Genomic DNA, 18077 nt, shown 5'->3' on the forward strand with positions numbered 1-18077 from the left:
GCATCAGACCTTCATACGGCTGAATACACGGCGTGCGTTGCCTTCGAAGATCTGCTGCTTCTGTTCGGCGGAGAGTACGGTGTTGCCGTCGATGTAACGCTTGGTGTCATCGAAGTAGTGGCCGGTTTCCGGGTCGATACCGCGCACGGCACCGATCATCTCGGAGGCGAACAGGATGTTCTTGGTCGGGATGATGTCGAGCAGCAGGTCGATACCGCGCTGGTGATAGACGCAGGTGTCGAAATAGATGTTGTTCAGCACACGCTCTTCCAGGTCAAAGCCCTGATCCAGCGCCAGACCGCGGAAACGGCCCCAGTGGTAGGGCACCGCACCGCCGCCATGCGGAATGATGATCTTCAGTTCTGGGAAGTCCTTGAACACGTCAGACATCATCAACTGCTGGAAGCCGGTAGTGTCCGCGCCCAGGTAGTGCGAGCCGGTGGTGTGGAAGCAGTCGTTACAGGCGGCGCTGACATGCACCATCGCCGGGATATCGTACTCGACCATCTTCTCGTAGATCGGATAGAAGGAGCGGTCAGCCAGGGAGGAACCGTTCCAGTGGCCACCGCTGGGATCCGGGTTCAGGTTGATACCGATGAAGCCCATCTGCTCGACGGTACGTACGATCTCCGGCACCGATTTGGCCGGATCGACACCCGGAGACTGGGGCAGTTGCGCCACCGGCACAAAGTTCTGCGGGAACAGATCGCAGACACGGCGGATCAGGTCGTTCTGATGCTCGGTCCAGAACTGGCTGGTGTGCTCGTTACCGATGTGGTGCCCCATCCAACTGGCACGGGGCGAGAAGATAGTCAGGTCGGTGCCGCGCTCCTGCTGCAGGCGCAGCTGGTTCTTCTCGATCGACTCGCGGATCTCATCATCGCTGATGACAATACTGCCCTTTTCACCGACGAAGTTCGGATCTTTGGCTACCGCCGCTTTCTGCTTTTCACGGTACTCGCCCACCTGGGGCGGCGTGGTGGTGTAGTGGCCATGGCAGTCGATTATCATTGCTTGAACCTTTTTATTTACGCTTGTTAGAGGTTGCCGCGGTTCGGCTGACGCCGGCTTAACCGCATCGGAATCGGCCGTGAAACAGACAGTTTCCCGCTTTTGACATGGCTACAGTATTGTCCTGCCCCTGTAAGTTGGCTATTTCAATTTCGCCGAAACCCTATTAGATTTTGATATAGCACCTAATAACTACCGGAACGAACACCAATACAGGAGGCGATCTCAAATGCAGCTTGTCATTCCAAATCTGCGACATCTGCGCGTATTCCTGGAGGTCGCCGATTGCAAAAGCATCAGCCAGGCTGCGCCGAGAGTATTCCTCTCGCAACCAGCCATTACCCAAGCAATCGCCAAGCTGGAAAAGCTGCTCGGTACCGAGCTGTTCGAGCGCCATACCGATGGCATGTACCCGACGCCGGCAGGCAATGTCTGGTACAACCGTATCCAGCGCTGTATCGACTATATCGAGCAGGGGGCACGGGAAGCTCTGCGCAACAGCCCCGCCCGCACGCAAAGCGCCCAGACCAACATCCTGCCGATGCTGACCACCACCCAGCTGCGTGCCCTGATCGCGGTGACAGAAGCGGAAAACTTCAGCATCGCCAGCCGCAATCTTGGCGTCTCACAATCCTCGCTGCACCGCGCCGCCCGTGAGCTGGAACAGCTACTGGAGGTGCGCCTGTTCGAAAAAACCAGCACCGGCATCAGTACCACCAAGGCAGCCAAGGCACTGGCTCGCGCGGCCAAGCTCGGCTTTTCCGAGATTCATCAGGGCTACTTCGAGATCAGCGCGCTGCAGTTTCGAGAGGTGGGCAAGATCGTCGTCGGCAGTATGCCGCTGGCACGCACCTCCATACTGCCCAGCGTTATCAACCGCTTTGCCAAGGAGCACCCCGAGGTTGGTATCAATATCGTCGACGCCCCCTACAACGACCTGTTGCATCACCTGCGCCATGGCGATCTGGACTTCCTGATCGGCGCCCTGCGCTTTCCGCCACCCGTCGATGACATCGTCCAGGAGGAGCTATTGGCACCGCCGCTGGCGATCGTTGCGCGTCGCGGCCACCCATTGGAGTACGAGCAGAATCTCGACCTTAAAACACTCGCCCGCTATCCCTGGGTTGTACCCCGCCTGGGCACACCCACCCGCACATATTTCGATACCCTGTTCAGTGACAACGGCATCCCGATCCCGACCGGACTTGTAGAGACCAGTTCGCAAATACTTATTCGGGAGCTGCTTCTCGGCAGTGATCGACTGACACTGATTTCCAGTCACCAGATCGAATATGAGCGCGCCCTCGGTCTGCTCCGAGTGATCCCCTTCGCTCTAAGCCACACCAGACGGCCTATCGGCATCACCCTGCGCCGCAACTGGCAGGCCACGCCAACACAGAAAGCCTTCCTCGACATGCTGCGTGAAGCAGCACAGAACTACGCAGACCTCTGACCACCAAAAATCAAATTTCAAAAATTGAATACCCCAAATGGTTATTCAATTATCCAACCCAGATCGCCGGTGCTACATTGAATACACTGAAAACGAATAGCACTGGCCGTTTCTCTATCCGCTGACAGGTATTTGCAGCCTGACGCATCAGGATTAGAAGGGCCCGCCCCCTTTTCCCACCACCCCGGGTATAAGGTTTAGCGAATCGATAAGAATGGAGAGAGGATAATGAGACTCTGTGTAGCAGGCGCTTCCGGCGCATTCGGCATGAAACATATGGATGCCATCAGCGCCATCGACGGTGCTGAAGTGACCTCGGTTGTCGGCACCAAGGAGGATGTAATCCGCGAGTTCGCTAAAGAGCGTGGCGTCGGCCACTACACCACCGACCTGGCCGAAGCCCTGGCTCGCGATGATGTCGACGCAGTGATCCTGGCCACTCCGACCCAACTGCACGCCTCGCAGGCGATCCAATGCCTGGAAGCGGGCAAGCATGTCATGGTCGAGATTCCGATGGCGGACAATATCGAAGACGCCCGCAAGCTGGTCGAGACCCAGCAGCGCACCGGTCTGGTTGCCATGGCAGGCCACACCCGCCGCTTCAACCCCAGCCACCAGTGGATCCACAACAAGATCCTGGCCGGTGAACTGAAGGTTCAGCAGATGGATGTGCAGACCTATTTCTTCCGCCGCACCAACAAGAACGCCCTGGGTCAGGCGCGCTCTTGGACCGACCACCTGCTGTGGCACCACGCCTGCCATACCGTTGACCTGTTCCAGTACCAGACCGGCGAAACCGCCAGCCGCGTTCAGGCACTGGAGGGCCCGACCCATCCGGAGCTGGGTATCGCCATGGATATGAGCATCGGCATGAAGGTACCGGGCGGCGCGATCTGTACCCTGTCGCTGTCGTTCAACAACGACGGTCCGCTGGGCACCTTCTTCCGCTACATCTGCGACAACGGCACCTATATTGCCCGTTATGACGACCTGTTCGACGGTCATGACAACAAGATCGATCTGAGCGGTGTCGCGGTATCGAACAACGGTATCGAGCTTCAGGACCGCGAGTTTATCGCGGCCATCCGCGAAGGTCGTGAGCCCAACTCCAGCGTTGCGCAGTGTCTACCGGCTATGGAGACCCTGAACAAACTGGAGCAGTGCCTGCAGGCCAACGCCTGATCCGGTACTTCATCCTGGGGGCTTTAGTCCCCGGAGCCAGCCTTCCCCCGGGCTGGCTCACCCCTCATCTGCAGGGTGATTTGAATACGCGACACGAGGTCAGAACCGATGGCAACTGCTCTCAACAACTACTTTAACAGCCCCGGCATCGGCCTCGGCTGCATGAACCTGTCCCACGCTTACGGCTCCCCTCTGGCCGAGCCGGACGCGATAGAGGCACTGCATGCCGCCTTCGATATGGGCTATCGCCACTTCGATACCGCCACCCTGTATGGCGGCGGAAAAAACGAAACTCTGGTCGGCAAGGCGCTGAAAGAGAAGCGCAGCTCACTATTCCTGGCCAGCAAATGCGGCATGGCGATCAGCCAGGAGAGCGGCCAAAAAGAGATCAACGGACGCCCGGACCGCATCAAGGCCCAGTGCGAGGCCAGCCTGCGCCGCTTGCAGACCGACCATATCGATCTGTACTACCTGCACCGCCTTGATCCCAATGTAGCCATCGAAGAGAGCGTCGGCGCACTGGCCGATCTGGTCCAAGAGGGCAAGATCGGCGCTATCGGTCTGTCCGAGGTATCAGCCACCACCCTGGCGCGCGCCCAGATAGAGGCCCCGATCGCGGCGCTGCAGACCGAATACTCGCTCTGGTCGCGCAATGCCGAAATTGCCGTGCTGGAGGCGACCAGAAACAGCGGTACGGCATTCGTCGCATTCAGCCCGCTGGCACGCGGTTTTCTGGCCAACGGCCTGCGCGATATCTCGGCACTGGAGCCGAAGGATATCCGCAACAACATGCCGCGTTTCAATGCGGACAACTATCCGCGGAATCTGCAGTTGCTGGATCAATACCTGACACTGGCGGAGACCGCCGGCTGTACACCGGCCCAGATGGCCCTGGCGTGGTTGAAGTCACGCGGTGGCCACATCGTACCGATCCCGGGTACACGCCACATCGAACATATGGAGGAGAACCTCTCCGCCGCCAGCGTCCAACTGGACAGCGAGACGCTAGGCAAACTCGATGAACTGATCAACCAGAAAACCGTTCACGGCCCGCGCTACAGCAGTGCTCAGCAGGCCGAGATCGATACCGAGGAGTTCGCCTGAACCGATGGCGGCTCCGCCGACAAAACGTTGAAAAAGCAACAACTCCAACTAATACAAAAGCAATAACCATAACGATAACGACAGTGACACGAGGCGACAACGAATGAAAAAAGCGCTCAAGGCAGCAGCTCTCGGCACCCTGATTTCGGCAGCGATCAGTGCCCCCGCTCAGGCAGCCGACTACACCCTCCGATTCGCTCACTTCTGGCCAGCGGTTTCCTCCGTGCATAAGGAAGTGTTCGAAGCCTGGGCGGAGTCGGTCAGCAAAGCCTCCGACGGCCGTATCGAGGTGCAGATCTATCCCGGTGGTACGCTGGCCAAGCCGCCGGCGCAGTACGATGCCGTGGTTAACGGTATCGCCGATATGACCACCACCGTTCTGGGCTATACCGCCAACCGCTTCCCGCTGACCCAGATCGTGGAGCTGCCGGGCGTGGTCAAGGATGCCCAGCAGGGCTCCTGCGTGGTCGAAAAGCTCTACGAAGAGGGGGTGATCGCCGATGAGTTCAAGGAGACCCATCCGCTGTTCCTGTTCACCCACGGTCAGGGCCACCTGAACCTGACCGACAAAGTGGTCAAGGAGCCGTCGGATCTGGCTGGACTGCGCATTCGCCGCCCCACCGCCGTGGTCGGCAAACTGCTTGAAGGGTTGGGCGCTCAGCCGGTCGGCATGCCGGCCCCGGAATCCTACCAGGCGATGCAGCGTGGCGTTATCGACGGTGTGGCCCTGCCCTGGGAAGGGGTGAAATCCTTCCGTCTGAATGAGCTGGCCAACACCCATACCGAGGTCGGCGGACTCTACAGCCTGACCTTCATCGTGACCATGAACAAGCGTGTCTACGACAGCATGCCGGATGACCTGAAGAAGGTGATCGATGAAAACTCGGGCATGGTCTGGGCTAATAAAACCGGAGCGGTGTTCGACCAGATCGACGGCGAAGGCCGCAAGGATGCCGTTGCAGCAGGCCACACCATCGTGACCATCGAAGGCGGTGCCGAGAACCCGAAATGGAAACCGGTTCTGGATGCGGCAACCGAAAGCTACCTGCAGGAGCTCGAGGACAAGGGACTGCCGGCACGCGACGTCTACAAGCGCACGCTTGAGCTGTCGAAACTGTGTCAGTAAAACCTCGTTGTAAGCGGAGTTTGTGATGAAACAGATTACACGCCTGGTGGACGCCGTCAGCTCCTATATGCAGCTGATCAGTGGCCTGCTGCTCGTGTCGATGATGGTGACGGTCCTGCTGGACGTCACCTCTCGCGCCCTGTTCAGGATGACCGACGGCGGCCTCGACCTCACCTTTATCGGTGGCATCGAGCTGATCAAATTCGGCCTGCTGTTCACCGTATTGTTCGCCCTGCCCTACTGTGTCGACAAATCTCAGGTCGTGGTCGATCTGTTTACCGAGAAGCTGACCGATCCGAAGAAAGCCTTTCTGGAAAGCATCTATTTTGTCGGCTATGCGGTGCTGGGAACCGGTATGACAATTCGCTTTTACCATGCGATCGGAAACGCCGCGATGAGCGGTGAAACCACGCAGGATCTGCTGATCCCGATGAACTATATCTACGTACTGACAACCTTCGCGACCGCAGTGCTCGCCATCCGCTCACTGCTGGTCGCCAAGCAGCGTCTGTGCACAGCCATGGGGTATAAGGCATGAGCTCATCGATGATAGGACTGGTCTGCATCGGACTGATGCTGGTCATGATGGCCCTGCGCGCACCTATCGCGCTGTCGATGGCGGCCATCGGCTTTTTCGGCTTTGCCTGGATCATCGCCTTCGATCCGGCCATGGCCATCCTTGAGAGCGGTCCGTTCGAGACCCTTTCCAACTATAGCTTCAGCCCCATCCCGATGTTTATCATGATGGGGGTATTCGCCTCGCGGGCGAAGATGTCCGATCAGCTGTTCTCCGGTGCCCGCACCCTGTTCGGCGCCTGGCGCGGCGGTATCGCGCTGTCGGCGATCCTCTCCTGCGGCATCTTCTCCGCCATCTCCGGCTCATCGGTGGCAACCGCCGCCAGCATGTCACGAGTGGCACTGCCGGAGATGAAAAAGCACGGCTATGCCGACTCCCTGGCCACCGGTACGCTGGCCGCCGGCGGCACGCTGGGTATCATGATTCCGCCGTCGATCGCGCTGCTGCTCTACGCACTGATCACCGAGCAGTCGGTGGGTGACATGTTCATCGCCGGCCTGGTTCCGGGCCTGCTGGGCCTGGTGCTCTACTGTGTAACGATCAGCATCATGGTGAAGTGGAAGCCGGAACTGGCAACCCCGGGCGATGCCACCAACCTGAAGGAGAAGCTGATCGGTCTCAAGGGGCTGATCCCCTTCACCGGGGTGTTCGTGATCATCATCGGCGGCATCTACACCGGCCTGTTCACACCGACCGAAGCCGCCGCCATCGGCGCCTTTGCCACACTGGTAATCGCCATCGTACGCGGCATGAACTTCGCCCAGTTCCGCGAGTCGCTGCAGGAAACCCTTGTTACTTCGATCATGATCTTTTTCATGATCATCGGTGCCGAGATTTTCGGCTACTTCCTCAGCGTGTCCCGTATCTCGTTCGAACTGGTAAGCTTTGTCGACAGCCTGCATATGACGCCTTTCGCCGTGCTGATCAGCATTCTGATCCTGTTCATGCTGCTGGGTTGCGTCATGGACAGCCTCGCGATGCTGCTGCTGACGGTGCCGGTGGTCTATCCGCTGATAGAAGCGGCGGGTTTTGATCCGGTATGGTTCGGTATAATCGCGGTTATCACCGTGGAACTGGGGCTGATTACCCCGCCGGTGGGGATGAACGTATTCGTGATCAAGGCGTTCGCGCCCGATATCTCGATCGGCTCGATCTACAAGGGGGTTATGCCCTTTGTGATCTCCGACCTGGTGCGCCTGGCGCTGATCATCTCCTTCCCGGTTTTGGCGCTGGGACTGCTCTGATCCCGGCTAGTGAGTCGGCCGGGCGTCTGTTGACGTCCGGCCCATCGGCAGGTTGCAGCGGATGAAATCAACAGCGATCGGCAAACCCTCCTCCCGCGGTATCTCCAACTACGCGCTGTACAGTGAAGCGCAGTCGGCCGACGACCCTGAGTTTATCCATATCGAGGATATCCGCTCTCGCGCGCGCCTGTTCGACTGGACTATCAATATCCACGTTCATCCGCGCATGTATCAGCTGATCTATGTGCGAAGCGGCCATGTGCGTATCCATATCGACGGTGAGGAGCGGACCGAACAAGCCCCCTGTATCATCACCATCCCGCCTTCGGTGGTCCACGGCTTCGAGTTCGGGCAGGAGAACACCAATGGCTCGGTGGTCACCGTCTCCCAGCTGGTGCTGCTGGATGAGCAGTTCCAGCGCGACTTTCCGTTCGGTGACGAGATGTTGCGTACGGCACAGGTGCTATCGCTCAAACGCCATCCTGAAGACACCCGTGTCATTGAACAGATCATCGCCCAACTGGAAGAGGAGTACCGGGACAGCCGTACCGGCAAGAAGCAGATGTTCGAGTGGCTGCTCTATGCCCTGCTGCTGAAGGTGGGCCGCCGGGTCCACGCCAGCCATCGCACGCGGGAGGAGGATCACTACGAGCGTCTCTACCGCCGATTGAGCCAGCTAGTTGAGAAGCACTACCGGGAGCACAAACCGGCCACCTTCTATGCAGAGCAGCTGCATACCACCACCACTTCGTTGAACCGCGCCTGTTCGTCCGTGGCCGGCAAGAACGTCAGCGAACTGCTGCACGACCGGCTGACGCTGGAAGCACAGCGGATGCTGATCTACTCCTCCGTACCCGTATCGCTGATCGCCTACGATCTCGGCTTCGGCGACCCGGCCTACTTCTCGCGCTTCTTCAAGCGGCGTACCGGCACAGCACCGAGCAGCTTTCGCGAGATGCGCGATCGCGGCTGAATCAGGTCTTGCATTAATGATATGATTAAGGCCAAATACTGAACAACGTTCAATTTCGTACGGATCATAGTTCATGGCCACCAGCCTCCTGCAACGGGCACTTAACACACTTGAGCTGCTCTCCTCAGCCTCCGGCGGTATAACGCTCAACGCCCTTGCACAGCAGCTCCCCATGCCCAAGGTGGGTGCCAAGAGGTTACTGAATGAGCTGGAAGAGCTGGGTTATGTCGCCTACGACAGCCACCGCGATTGTTTCCTGCTGACCACTCGATTATCGGCCATGGCGATGCGCTACCTGGCCGATCGCGGTGCTAATGATGTGGCCCAGCCGCACTTGGATAAGCTGGCTGCTCAATGCGGCGAACTGGTACGTCTTGCCGTTGCCGAGGGCCAGGGGCTGAGTTTCGTCGCCAAGGCCCAAGGGATGAGAGCCGGACTTCGTTACGACCCGGAGCCCTATGAGAAGGTGCCGCTCTACTGTACCGCAACCGCCTTCGCCTGGCTGTCCACTTTCGATGATGAAGAGGCGCTGGCCAGAATCGCGGCAGACGGCCCCATGGATAGCACGCTGAGAGGCCCCAACCTGCTGGCGACCCCCGCTGAGATCCTGCCCTACCTGCAAAAGACGCGAACGCAGGGCTACTGTTACGTCTGCGATATGTCGGCTCCGGGGATGGCCGCGGTTGCCGTACCGGTGTTCGACCGCGGCGGCGAGCACTGCATCGGTTCATTGGTGATCGGCGCGCCCACCGCCCGCCTGGCAGAAGAGCAGATCCGCCAACATCTCGATGCGCTGAAGGAGAGCGCGTACAACCTGAGTCAGCTCAGCCACCTGTCCGAGTACCTGCGCCATCCCCCAGCGTAATCTCCGACCGTACGACGCAGGCGCAAAAAAGGCGCGCCTTTAAGGACGCGCCAAAGGTGATACCCGGCACAGCATGTAAGGCCGGGAATAATGGAGGACTCCCCCTCCTGCGCCGAATTCTCAGGCCACGGCAGACCTCTCTGACTCGACAAGCGCGTTTCTGCTGCGGGCAACCGCATGCCTGGCAGCCAGGTAGCCGAACACGATGCCCGGCCCGATGGTGATACCCGGTCCGGGATAGGTGCCGCCCATGATCGAATTAAGATCGTTGCCCGCCGCGTAGATACCTTCGATAGGCGTGCCATTGGACGTCACCAGCTGCGCATTCTCGTCGGCCATAAACCCCTTGGCCGTACCGATGTCGGCCGGATAGAGTTCGACGGCATAGAATGGTGGGGTCGCGATCGGCCCCAGCGTCGGATTGGGCCCATGCGCAGGATCCCCGTTGGCTCGTTGATAGACGGTTTCGCCACGGTGGAACTGGCTATCCATCCCGCTCTTGGCTGCCGCATTCATATGCGCGATGCTGGCCTGAAGGTTTTCCGGCTTCATACCCAGCTTCTGTGCCAGAGCCTCGATAGAGTTCGCTTCGATCAGGTAGCCGTCTCGAATGTAGGGCTCGAGCCTGTCGCCCCCCAAACGCACCAGGCCGAGCCCATACTTCTGGATCGCAGCGGCATCGGTGATGATGTAGGCCGGATTCGCCGTGCCACCACTGCTGAGCATCGCCTTGCCGAACTCATGGTAGGAGAGACTCTCATTGACGAAACGCTTGCCCTGCTGGTCGACACAGACCGTGCCCGGCTTGCTGCGGTCGAACACGAAATGGGGAAACACCGCCAGGCTCTCATCCTTGCGCCTCCGGATCGAACAGGGTGCCCAGAACGCTGGCTGGTCTTCGCCGTCGCCGTAGTAGGCGCCCAGGGTCTCCACCAGCCGGTGCGCCACGCCGGTATGGCCCGGTGCCGTCGGACTGTAGGGAGGCATACCCTGCGGATAGAGCGTCGCCCGCTTCAGCGGATCCCGGCCGAAGCCACCACTTGCCAGTACGACGCCGCCGTTGACGATCACCTCCCGCGCTGTCGCCCCCTGCTTCAGCCGCAGCCGGTGACGCCCCTGCCCCAGCGGGGTGATCTCGGTCAGCTCGGTTTCCACGCTGATATCGACACCCAGCTTCAGCGCCGAGGAGAACATCCGCGCGATCAGTGCATGGCCCATAACACTGCGCGCCGGCGCACGGTGGACCAAGCGGTCGTAGGCGTAGCGCAGCACCAGCTTGACGGTGTAGAGGAAGGATTTCGGCGACTTGAAGCGGTTGAGCAGATGACCGATATCCTCGCGATTGATCATCATCCCACCCAGCACCGTAAATTCCGGAATCGGCGGTCGCAGCAGCTTCAACTTCCGGCCCAGATGACGGGTAATAAAAGGTATCGGCTCCAGCGCACGCCCACAGCGCGTAGCGCCCTCCAGATCCGCCATATAGTCGGGATGAAAGGCGCACTTGCGAAACGCCACATCGGTGTTGGCGGTCAGAGTGCTGATCGCCTCCGGTCCGGCCTTTAGAAACGCCTCCCGCATCGCCTTCGGCGCATGCTCGCCGACCGCGCGGTCGAGAAAAGCACTGACATTGTCATAACTGTCTTCGCCCTGCTCGGCATACTGACTGAGCGGTACCCAGGTGGTACCGCCGGACAGCGCCGAGGTGCCGCCGAGATAGGGGGTGCGCTCGACTAACAATACGCGAGCACCTTCCAGCGCCGCATACAGTGCCGCCGCCATACCGGCGGCGCCGGCACCGACCACCACCAGATCGTATTCGGTGCCTTTGACCAGCCCATGAATGAATGTATCGGCATCAGCTGCCATCGCCCATCCTCCTGCAGACCTATTCAGACGCGCCTGCTTGTTCAAATATTTGCCTCGTTAAACGAGATTCGTCTGCACTCGTTCGCCGACTGTTCAGCCGATCGTCTCGCCCAACAGAAAACGGGTCATCAGTTTCTGCACGCCACGATACATGTCAGCGCCGGTCTGGGTGCCGCAGCCCAGCTCTTGAGCCATCTGCAGTAGACGCGTCACCGGCGGCTTGGTGATCACATCGCCGACGAACATGCTGGAACTGAGGTTCTCTGCAACCACCGGTATCGGATCGGATTCGCGCATACCGCAGGGTGTCGCGTTGATCACCAGATCCATACCGGCGGGATCAGACGATGGTGACGCCTGCAAACGATCTGACCCGGGCAACAGTCGCGCCAACAGCGAATCCAGCCGCTGTTTATCCAGCTCGAACACCTTCAACTCGCTGACACCGGCCAGCAGCAGCGCATGGGCGATGGCGATACCCGCACCGCCGGCTCCGACCAGCAACGCGCGCCGGCCCTCCAACTTGCAGCCATTTTCTTGCAATCCGGCTACGTAGCCTGCGCCGTCGAACATGTCGCCATACCAGCCCCCTGTTTCGCTGCGGCGCATGATATTCACTGCGCCAAGCAGGCGGGCGCGCTCAGACACTTCATCACAGGCCTCGACGGCGGGAATCTTGTGCGGAACGGTAACGATAATCCCGCTGACGTTGGGCATGCGGCGCATCAGGCTGAAGAACTCGGCACAGTCTTCAGGCAATACATGGCACGGGACGATGATGGCGTTGCGCCCATTAGCCTGCATCGCCTCCGTCATGCCTGCCGGAGAGCGAACCTGAGCGATAGGGGAGCCCACGATTGGAATCAACTCAGTGGCTCCATCCAACTGAATGCTCAGTTTCTGCACACCTGCATCAATAGATGTCATCTCAACCCTCCACAAAACTACTTATTTTTCAGAAACCTATGCCTTAACAAGGCAGCCAGACCCCGGTATCTGCAGCGGGGCCAGGCAGCCGTGAACGAATTGAATAATGATATTATTTAGAACTTTGTTCAAGTTTTATGTTTTATTCCATTTTGAAGAGTGTTATCTTTTTTACAACTCGCAGCCCGGAACAGTCTTTTGTCTGTACCACCCAACCGGAGCGGCAGCGACGAGCAAACGGGTCAATTCAAGAAGTAGAGAACAAGATGAGCATTGAACGGACAGAGTGTGATCTGCTGGTGGTGGGTTCCGGCGCTTCGGGGCTTGCCGCTGCCGTGCGCGCCGCCTGGCTGGGACTCAAGGTGATCGTGATCGAGAAAGAAGCCGTATTCGGCGGAACCTCGGCCTGGTCCGGCGGCTGGCTCTGGATACCGCGCAACCACTTGGCCCAGGCCGCAGGCATCATCGAGGAGAAAGCGCTACCCAAGGGATACCTGCAAGCCGAGCTGGGCGACCAGTTTGATGAGTCGCGAGTCGACGCCTTCCTTGATACCGCCCCGGAGATGGTACGGTTCTTCCACGACAATACCTCACTGCAGTTTCTGCCCGGCAACGCGATACCCGACTTTCACGGTGACCAGATCAATGCCGGCACCGGCGGTCGCAGTGTGACCGCCGAACCCTTAGATGCACGCGCACTGGGTAAGGCGGTCAAACAACTGCGTAAGCCTCTGCGTGAAATCTCGTTCTGGGGCATGGGTATTGCCTCCGGACAGGACCTGGCGCACTTTCTCAAATTCCTGCGCACACCGAGCTCCACCTGGTATGTCTGTAAGCGAGTTACCCGCCACCTGCTCGACCTGCTGATCCACGGCCGCGGCATGACCCTGGTCAACGGCAACGCCCTGGTTGCCCGACTGGCCAAGTCTGCACTGGATCTGGGTGTCGATCTGCGTCTGTCGACCTCAGTTAGCGCGTTAACCCGTAACACCGATGGGCGCGTCAGCTCGGTCAGCGTGCAGCAGCAAGATGGCACACCGCTGGCGATCGATATCAAGGGTGGCGTGGTACTGGCCTGCGGCGGGTTCCCCCACGACAAGGAGCGCCTAAAGGCACTACTGCCGCACTGCCCGACCGGCACGGAGCACTTTTCCGCGGCACCGAAAACCAATACCGGCGATGGCCTGCGCCTGGGTGAATCGGTTGGTGCATGGATCAATACCGGCCTTAAAGCCGCAGCTGCCTACGCGCCGGTATCCCTGGTGCGTCGACCGGATGGCGAGATCGCACACTTTCCGCACCTGCTGGAGCGTGCAAAGCCCGGCGTCATTGCGGTGCTGCCCAACGGCCGGCGTTTCGTCAACGAGGCGGGGTCCTACCACGACTATACCTGCGCGCAACTGGCCGCGACCGAGCAGGGCAAGCCCTGCAGCTCCTGGTTGATCTGCGATCACCAATTCCTGCGTCGCTTTGGTCTCGGCAACGTCAAGCCTTTCCCCTTGCCCTATTCCGGCCATATTCGCGCCGGCTATCTGAAGCGCGGCAAAACCCTGCGCGAGCTGGCCGGGCGCTGCGGTATCGATGCCGCAGCGCTGGAGCAGACAATGACCGAGTACAACCGCCATGCGCAGCGGGGAGAGGATCCCCTGTTCAGGCGCGGCGACACGCTCTACAACCGCATCCAGGGCGATGCGGAAAACCAGCCCAACCCTTGCGTACGTCCGATCGAGAAGGGCCCCTTCTACGCCATACGTGTCGAGCAGGGCAGCCTGGGTACCTTCGCGGGGATGCAGACCAACCGGCATGCCCAGGTTCTGGATACCGGGAAACAACCGATCGACGGTCTCTACGCCGTCGGCACCGACATGGCCAGCATCATGGGCGGTACCTATCCGGCCGGCGGCATCAACCTCGGCCCCGGTATGACCTTTGGCTATATTGCGGCGAACCACGTCGCATCACTACTGCAATCGAAGAACAGGATCTGAGGAGTCATCAAGATGCTACGTTATGAAATCGCGACGCTGACCATCTATATGGGCACCACCGCCAAAGCCGCCGAGGCGGTCAAGACCTATACCGACTCGGCCGAGAGCAAGGGTACCCTGCTCGGCTGCTGGTTCTCCGATATCGGCCAGCTGAATCAGCTGATCATCTTCCGCGGCTTCAACAGCGTCGAAGCGCTGGAAGCGGAGCGCGAAGCGGTACGCCTTAGCAGCAACCCATTCGGCTGTGGCGAGTTCATGACCGATATGTCACTGGAAAGTTACGCGCCCTTCCCCTTCCTGCCGCCGGTAACCCCGGCCGAAGATGGTCCGATCTACGAGATCCGCACCTATCAGCTCAAGCAGGGCGGCCTGGAACCGACCATTGCGGCCTGGGAAAAGGCGGTGCCCAAGCGCAGCGAATTCTCGCCTCTGACGATCAGCATGTATGCGGTCGATGGCAGCCAGCGCATCACGCACATCTGGCCCTACAAGTCGCTGGAGGAGCGCACCAGAGCGCGTACCGAATCGGTCAAGGCCGGTGCCTGGCCGCCGGTGGGCGGACCTGACTGGCTGGAGCTGGATATGAGATCCACGGTTGCGGTACCGACTGCGGTATCGCCGCTGAAGTAAGTTCGCCTCTTGGCAGCTGTGGCGGAGCGACCTCCGCCGCAGCTGCTCTTTTACGGAGACAGCGATGTCGAATTCAAATATCCGCTCTTATACCCTCGGCCCGCTCACGGTACTTGAGCTCAGCGCGCCGGAGATCATCTCGGTTGCAGCACATGCCGGGTATGATGCCGTCGGCCTGCGCCTGCTACCCTCCACACCCGGAGGTATCTACCATCCGCTGATCGAGGACAAGCAGCTGCTCGCACGCACGCTGCAATGCATGAGCGAGACCGGTGTACGGGTGTACGATCTGGAGATAGTGCGGATCAACGAGCAGTTCGACGCCAATGGCTATAAGGCCTTTCTCGATACCGGTGCCGAGCTGGGCGCGCAGTGCGTCCTGGTGGCCGGTGACGACCCGGACCTTAGTCGCTTCAGTGATAACTTCGCCGCATTCTGCGATGCCTGCCAGCCCTACGGTATGAAACCCAACCTGGAGTTCATGCCCTGGACCGAGGTCAAGGATCTGCGCCAGGCGATGAATATCGTCGCATCCATCAACCGTCCCAATGCGGGGGTGCTTATCGATGCGATCCACTTCGACCGCTCCCACAGCCTGGTCAGCGATATCCAACGGATTCCCGTCGAGCAGCTGCACTACGCCCAGATCTGCGACGCGCCGGCCGAGAAACCGAGCAGCGAAGCGGAGGTGATTCGTCAGGCGCGAGAGGAGCGGCTACTGCCTGGAGCGGGTGGAATACCGCTTGACGCGATATTCAGCCGCCTGCCGAAGGAGATGCCGGTCTGTGTCGAGATCCCATCGCCTCACCTGGGAGACGCTGGAAACCGGGCCCGCTTGGCGCTGGAAGCAACCAAATCCTGGTTTAGCCGCCATATCGATCGCGAATAGCCACCAGAACGACTTGAGCATTTGTCGACCTGGAGCCATTCAATGGCTACCTCAAAAACTTATAACAGAGAGAAAAAAACAACTACCAACAGAACCGTCAAAAGCCTATAAGTAGGATTAGTTAAATTAGATATCACTTAGCAGATATTAAAAGAGTTCCCGCTATCTTGTTGAAATCGATCTACGATAGCGATGGAGAAAGCGGAATCTGCACCTAAACTGAAACAGGAGCGACGCCCGGTGCGCGCGCCGCCCCCTTGAGGGGTTTCATAAAACGGAGTGACTAGAGATGAAGAAAACAATAATAACCGCCCTTGCCGCCCTTACCCTCTCGGCTACGGCCTACGCCGAATTTCCGGAAAAGGATCTGCAGGGGATCATCCAGTGGGGTGCCGGGGGTTCGACCGATACCGTCATGCGCTCGGTAACCCCTCACGCCGAGGAAGTGCTCGGCCGCGATGTGATCATGACCAACAAGACCGGCGGCGTCGGCGCCATCGCCACCAAGTACGTCAACGCCATGAAGGCCGACGGTTACACCCTGCTGATGGGCGCCGAGAACCCGCAGATGTACAAGGTGCTGGGTCTGGCCGACATCGATTACGGCGATATGATTCCGATCAACGTCCTCGCCCGCGGCATCCCGATCTTCGTGGCGCGCAACGATGCTCCATACAACAACATGACCGAGATGGTCGAGTACGCCAAGGCCCACCCAGGCGAACTGAAAACCGGTTCCACCGGCCCTGGCGGCCTAACCTCCATCGTACTGGCCATGCTCAAGGCGCAGACCGATATCGAGATCACCGGCGTACCCTACGACGGTGATGGTCCGGCACTGACCGCGCTGCAGGGTGGTGCCATCGATATCATGCCGGCGGTACTCGGCGCCGCCATCGAGCACATCAAGGCCGGCCGGATGAAGGTGATCGGCCTGGTCGACACCAAGGCCAACCCGCTGCTGCCGGATACCGCACCGATCACCGAAGCGTTCCCCGGCTTCAACAGCTACCTGCCCTGGGGCCCGTTCTTCGGTGTGTTCGTCAAGCAGGGAACCCCCGATGAGGCGGTCAACAAGCTGGTCGAAGCCTACGCCAAAGCGGCTGAACATCCGGACTTCAAGGATCTGATGGACAAGCGCGGCTTCACCATTATGAACATCTCCGGTGATGAAGCGGCCAAGTTCCTCGACAGCTACCGCTCCGTCTCCTCCTGGATCGTCTACGACGCCGGCTTCGCCAAGCACTCGCCGGAGGAGTTCGGCATCAAGCGTCCGGAATAACCCAACCGGTGCCGGGCTTTGGCCCGGCTTTGGTTACCCGATCCACCGGTTGGCTGCGCTTTCCAACCGCTTATAACGAGAGTGAATCCATCACCATGTCACATACCCAGCATAGCTACACCAAGCCCGGCGAAACCCTGTTCGGCTTCCTGATGGTGACCCTCAGCGTGTTTCTGTTCTGGCAGGCCTACAACATTGCCGGTTTCGAATCCCTGAGCTCGCCCGGCGCCTTCCCGCTGGCCGCCACCGCGCTGATGGTGATCACCGCCTGTATCGCCTGCGTGCAGAATCTGCGCCTGCCCTCCGAAGTGCAGGGCCGGTTCTTCAAGGAGATCCTGCCGCCGGTGGTGGCGCTGATGATCGCGGTGATCCTGATCTTCGCCGTGGTGCTCAACACCCTCGGCTTCATCCCCACCGCGCTGGGCTTCCTGTTCCTGAGCATCAAGTTCCTGCATCGCGGCGGCGTCATCCGCACCGCCCTGCTGTCGCTGATGATCCTGGTGCTGATCTATGTCGTGTTCCGCCTGGTGTTCAAGGTGGTGCTGCCGGAAGGGATCATCCCCGAGCGCGAGATCCTGGCCACGCTGTCCGATCTGTTTAACACGGGAGCACACTGAGCATGCTTGAGGCACTGCAATACTTCTCCATGGCCTGGCTGTCGCCGCAGCTGCTGGTGCTCACCGCCCTGGGTACCTTCCTCGGCATCTATGTCGGCGCCATCCCCGGCCTGTCGGTCACCATGGCGGTGTCAATCCTGATCTCGTTCACCTTCTCCTGGGATATCAACAACGCCCTGTGCCTGATGGTCGGCGTCTACATGGGCGGGGTGTACGGCGGTTCGCGCACGGCGATCCTGCTCAACATTCCCGGTGCGCCCTCAGCCATCGCCACCGCGCTGGATGGCTACCCGATGGCGCAGAAGGGCGAAGCCGGGCGCGCCATCGGCCTGTCCACGGT

At 59.8% G+C, this 18077-nt stretch carries 17 protein-coding genes; 14 read left to right on the forward strand and 3 right to left on the reverse strand.

Annotation, left to right across the window (positions count from 1 at the left end):
* Positions 1-3: 3 nt before the first annotated feature.
* Entirely contained in the window at positions 4-1011 is a 1008-nt protein-coding gene (locus KQ940_RS16965; protein WP_217414982.1) for an amidohydrolase family protein, read from the reverse strand.
* Positions 1012-1240: 229 nt separating this feature from the next.
* On the opposite strand from KQ940_RS16965, the gene KQ940_RS16970 reads away from it, so the two are divergent.
* The 8 genes from KQ940_RS16970 to KQ940_RS17005 all read left to right on the forward strand — a co-directional run bounded on the left by KQ940_RS16970 (position 1241) and on the right by KQ940_RS17005 (position 9535).
* The gene (locus KQ940_RS16970) at positions 1241-2464 is read left to right on the forward strand and encodes a LysR family transcriptional regulator (protein ID WP_217414983.1); all 1224 of its coding nucleotides are present in this window, start codon (positions 1241-1243) and stop codon (positions 2462-2464) included.
* A gap of 228 nt (positions 2465-2692) precedes the next feature.
* Positions 2693-3646, forward strand: coding sequence for a Gfo/Idh/MocA family oxidoreductase (locus KQ940_RS16975; RefSeq protein WP_217414984.1), 954 nt, complete (start codon positions 2693-2695; stop codon positions 3644-3646).
* Between the two features lie 108 nt (positions 3647-3754).
* Positions 3755-4750, forward strand: coding sequence for an aldo/keto reductase (locus KQ940_RS16980; protein WP_246590150.1), 996 nt, complete (start codon positions 3755-3757; stop codon positions 4748-4750).
* A 103-nt stretch (positions 4751-4853) separates the two neighbouring features.
* The gene (locus KQ940_RS16985) at positions 4854-5876 is read left to right on the forward strand and encodes a TRAP transporter substrate-binding protein (protein WP_217414985.1); all 1023 of its coding nucleotides are present in this window, start codon (positions 4854-4856) and stop codon (positions 5874-5876) included.
* A 25-nt stretch (positions 5877-5901) separates the two neighbouring features.
* Complete coding sequence (locus KQ940_RS16990; RefSeq protein WP_217414986.1) at positions 5902-6414, forward strand: TRAP transporter small permease; 513 nt, start codon at positions 5902-5904, stop codon at positions 6412-6414.
* Positions 6411-7697 (forward strand): TRAP transporter large permease, encoded by a 1287-nt coding sequence (locus KQ940_RS16995; RefSeq protein WP_217414987.1) that lies wholly within the window; start codon positions 6411-6413, stop codon positions 7695-7697. The genes KQ940_RS16990 and KQ940_RS16995 overlap by 4 nt, the downstream gene beginning before the upstream one ends.
* 61 nt (positions 7698-7758) lie before the next feature.
* Complete coding sequence (locus KQ940_RS17000; RefSeq protein ID WP_217414988.1) at positions 7759-8670, forward strand: helix-turn-helix domain-containing protein; 912 nt, start codon at positions 7759-7761, stop codon at positions 8668-8670.
* A 73-nt stretch (positions 8671-8743) separates the two neighbouring features.
* Complete coding sequence (locus KQ940_RS17005) at positions 8744-9535, forward strand: IclR family transcriptional regulator (RefSeq protein ID WP_217414989.1); 792 nt, start codon at positions 8744-8746, stop codon at positions 9533-9535.
* Positions 9536-9655: 120 nt separating this feature from the next.
* Here KQ940_RS17005 and KQ940_RS17010 read toward each other — a convergent pair whose 3' ends face one another.
* Positions 9656-11404, reverse strand: a complete 1749-nt coding sequence (locus KQ940_RS17010; protein WP_217414991.1) for an FAD-dependent oxidoreductase — start codon at positions 11402-11404, stop codon at positions 9656-9658.
* Between the two features lie 93 nt (positions 11405-11497).
* Positions 11498-12331, reverse strand: a complete 834-nt coding sequence (locus tag KQ940_RS17015) for a shikimate dehydrogenase family protein (RefSeq protein WP_217414992.1) — start codon at positions 12329-12331, stop codon at positions 11498-11500.
* A gap of 266 nt (positions 12332-12597) precedes the next feature.
* Between KQ940_RS17015 and KQ940_RS17020 the strand changes: the two genes are divergently transcribed.
* The 6 genes from KQ940_RS17020 to KQ940_RS17045 form a co-directional block, all read left to right on the forward strand.
* Positions 12598-14319, forward strand: a complete 1722-nt coding sequence (locus tag KQ940_RS17020; protein ID WP_217414993.1) for an FAD-dependent oxidoreductase — start codon at positions 12598-12600, stop codon at positions 14317-14319.
* A 12-nt stretch (positions 14320-14331) separates the two neighbouring features.
* Complete coding sequence (locus tag KQ940_RS17025) at positions 14332-14949, forward strand: NIPSNAP family protein (protein ID WP_217414994.1); 618 nt, start codon at positions 14332-14334, stop codon at positions 14947-14949.
* A 64-nt stretch (positions 14950-15013) separates the two neighbouring features.
* Positions 15014-15838 (forward strand): sugar phosphate isomerase/epimerase family protein, encoded by an 825-nt coding sequence (locus tag KQ940_RS17030; protein ID WP_217414995.1) that lies wholly within the window; start codon positions 15014-15016, stop codon positions 15836-15838.
* A gap of 289 nt (positions 15839-16127) precedes the next feature.
* On the forward strand, positions 16128-17120 hold the full coding sequence (locus KQ940_RS17035; protein WP_217414996.1) for a tripartite tricarboxylate transporter substrate binding protein: 993 nt from the start codon (positions 16128-16130) through the stop codon (positions 17118-17120).
* Between the two features lie 95 nt (positions 17121-17215).
* Entirely contained in the window at positions 17216-17737 is a 522-nt protein-coding gene (locus KQ940_RS17040; RefSeq protein ID WP_217414997.1) for a tripartite tricarboxylate transporter TctB family protein, read from the forward strand.
* A gap of 2 nt (positions 17738-17739) precedes the next feature.
* On the forward strand, positions 17740-18077 hold a 338-nt coding region (locus tag KQ940_RS17045), incomplete at its 3' end, for a tripartite tricarboxylate transporter permease (protein WP_217414998.1).

The sequence above is a fragment of the Marinobacterium ramblicola genome (assembly GCF_019084545.1).
Lineage (GTDB): Bacteria > Pseudomonadota > Gammaproteobacteria > Pseudomonadales > Balneatricaceae > Marinobacterium_D > Marinobacterium_D ramblicola.